Here is a 2,439-nt window from a genome sequence, read left to right as displayed (position 1 = left end):
AGAACGTTGCTTTTGTCCACCAGATACTTCAGAAGGATATTTTTGAAGTATCGCTGTAATGCCTAACATATCAGCTACTTTTTCTACTTTCTTTCCAATGTTACGAGATGAAACACCTTGAAGTGAAAGTGGGAGTGCGATATTTTCATAGATAGATAAATTTTCTAATAAGTTAAAGTCTTGGAAAATGAACCCTAACTTTTGTGAACGAAAATCAGAAAGTTCACCTTGCTTCATTTTCGTAATATCTGTTCCTGCAATTTCAACAACGCCGCCTGTCGCTTTATCTAACGTTGAAATTACATTTAATAATGTTGTTTTACCAGAACCAGAAGGCCCCATAATACCGACAAACTCCCCCTCTTGAATTGAGAATGATACACCTTTTAATGCATGTGATTGATTCTCACCTTTTTTACCGTACAATTTTTGAATGTTTTTTACATCTACAACTGGCTTTATCATTTATATCCTCCTACATTTTTTTATTTCATTACAATAAGCTAACTACGTTTGTTTACTACTAATAAAATCGTCATGTTGCATTCACCCTAAAGCTACAATGAAGTCTTTCCTTTTTTCTTCTTTGCTCACCTCATCACTTTGAATACACCCATGATAAACTATGAAAATTAGGAAACACCCTGTAAAATCCTTAAGAATTCTTAAGTTTTATAAAAAAAGCTTATGGAACCTGTAATTCCATAAGCCGGTCTATTTGATTGGATGTTCAACAATAAAGGACATCCAGCCATCTTTATATTCTGCATGTATATTACCATCATGAAGTTCAACAATTCTTTTTGATATAGCAAGTCCCAGTCCATTTCCTTGATCATTTTTTCTTGCCTTATCACCCCTGAAAAATCTTTCAAACAATTTATTTGGATCGCTAACAGGCGGTCTCTCGACTATATTTGATACTTTTAAAATTACTTTGTTATCCATTAATTCAAGACATATGAATAATTGGGATGGTTTCATGCTGTAATTTATCGCATTCATAAACAGATTTTCATATACACGTACCATTTTTTCTGCATCTATGAAGATAGGTATTATTTCTTGTGTAATTGATTTTTGAACGATTAAACTTTCCTTTTCAAATATAGGAATGTATTCTCCAACTATTTGCTCCAACAGACCTGATAAATCAACTTCATTAAGATTTAACTTAGCATCTATGCCTGATAAACGAGTATATTCAAACAGCTCATCAATTAAATATTTCAATCTCTGTGACTTTGAATAAGTGGTTTCAAGGTATTCCTGTAGTTGTGTGTTATTGTTGTATTGCCCTCTTTTTAATAAATCTAAATAACCAATAATAGATGTCAACGGTGTGCGTAAGTCATGAGATACGTTAGTTATGAGTTCATTTTTTGTACGTTCTAATCGTCTTTCTTGTTCAAATGTATTTTCCAATTCCTTAGACATATAGTTGATATTTTGAGCAAGTTGGGTCAATTCGTCCTTCCCCTTAATCCCAATTGTTAGACCTAGTTTTCCATTGGCAATATCATTCACGTTATCAGAAATAAGCTTCAAATATACTATTTTCTTTCGAACCAATATCAAAAAAAGTATAATAAAGGTAAAGATTGCGAACGCGAATAAGAACAACATTGCGACATTGAATTCAAACATACCAAATTCTTCGTATTTTATAAATAATGGATCTATGACGTATGCCAAAATGAGGATTGTTAAACCAAATGAAATAAAAAAACTAATTGCAACAGCACCAAGAAGTTTTATAATGATCTTATTTCTGAAACTAACATTCTTCATATTTTATACCCAATTCCCCAAACAGTTTTAATGTAAATGGGATGTTTAGAATCCTCTTCAATTTTGTCTCTTATTTTTGTAATATGCACCATGACGGTATTGTCTGATTTATAAAAAACCTCTTTCCAAACTGCTTCATATATTTTTGCTACACTCATAACACTCCCTTTATTGCGGGCAAGTAGTTCGAGAATAGCAAACTCTTTTGGAGTTAACCTTGTTTCTTTTCCTCTTACCCATACTTGACGTGTATCTGTATTTACGGTTAAGTCACCAATTTCTAGAATGCTTTTATTATGTTCTACGGACGTATTGTATTTTTTAAATCTTCTTAATTGGGATTTCACTCTAGCGATTAATTCTAATGGGTTAAACGGTTTTGATAAATAATCGTCTGCACCAGAGGCTAGGCCCTGAATTTTGTCTATATCCTCAGATTTTGCAGATAGCATAATGATAGGCATATTGCGATCTTCCCTAATTTTCATACATGCTTCAATGCCATCCATATTCGGCATCATAATATCTAAAATAACCAAATCAAATTCCTTTTCTTCTAACAGTTGTAAAGCTTGTATAGCATCTTCTGCCTTTTGAGTTTTTAGTCCTTCATTTTCTAGATATACAGAGATAAGATTTCTAATCTCT

The 2,439-nt window shown here is 32.3% G+C and carries 3 protein-coding genes; all 3 read right to left on the bottom strand.

What is annotated here, in order from left to right; translation table 11 throughout:
- The coding region (locus ACQGS6_RS26490; RefSeq protein ID WP_426965872.1) for an ABC transporter ATP-binding protein at nt 1–465 on the bottom strand (465 nt) is incomplete at its 3' end.
- Nucleotides 466–714: 249 nt separating this feature from the next.
- Nucleotides 715–1,791: a sensor histidine kinase gene (locus ACQGS6_RS26485; RefSeq protein ID WP_025708663.1), complete on the bottom strand. Its 1,077-nt coding sequence runs from the start codon at nt 1,789–1,791 to the stop codon at nt 715–717.
- On the bottom strand, nt 1,788–2,439 hold a 652-nt coding region (locus ACQGS6_RS26480), incomplete at its 5' end, for a response regulator transcription factor (protein ID WP_426965871.1). The genes ACQGS6_RS26485 and ACQGS6_RS26480, both read right to left, overlap by 4 nt.

This window comes from Bacillus sp. GMs2/2, from assembly GCF_050172095.1.
In the GTDB taxonomy this organism is placed as follows: Bacteria; Bacillota; Bacilli; order Bacillales; family Bacillaceae_G; genus Bacillus_A; species Bacillus_A cereus.
This window is presented reverse-complemented; position numbering and strand designations above follow the sequence as displayed.

What these genes read in the sequence shown, in the direction of transcription:
- ACQGS6_RS26485 (WP_025708663.1), bottom strand. Translation starts at nt 1,791, where the DNA reads ATGAAGAATGTTAGTTTCAGAAATAAGATCATTATAAAACTTCTTGGT.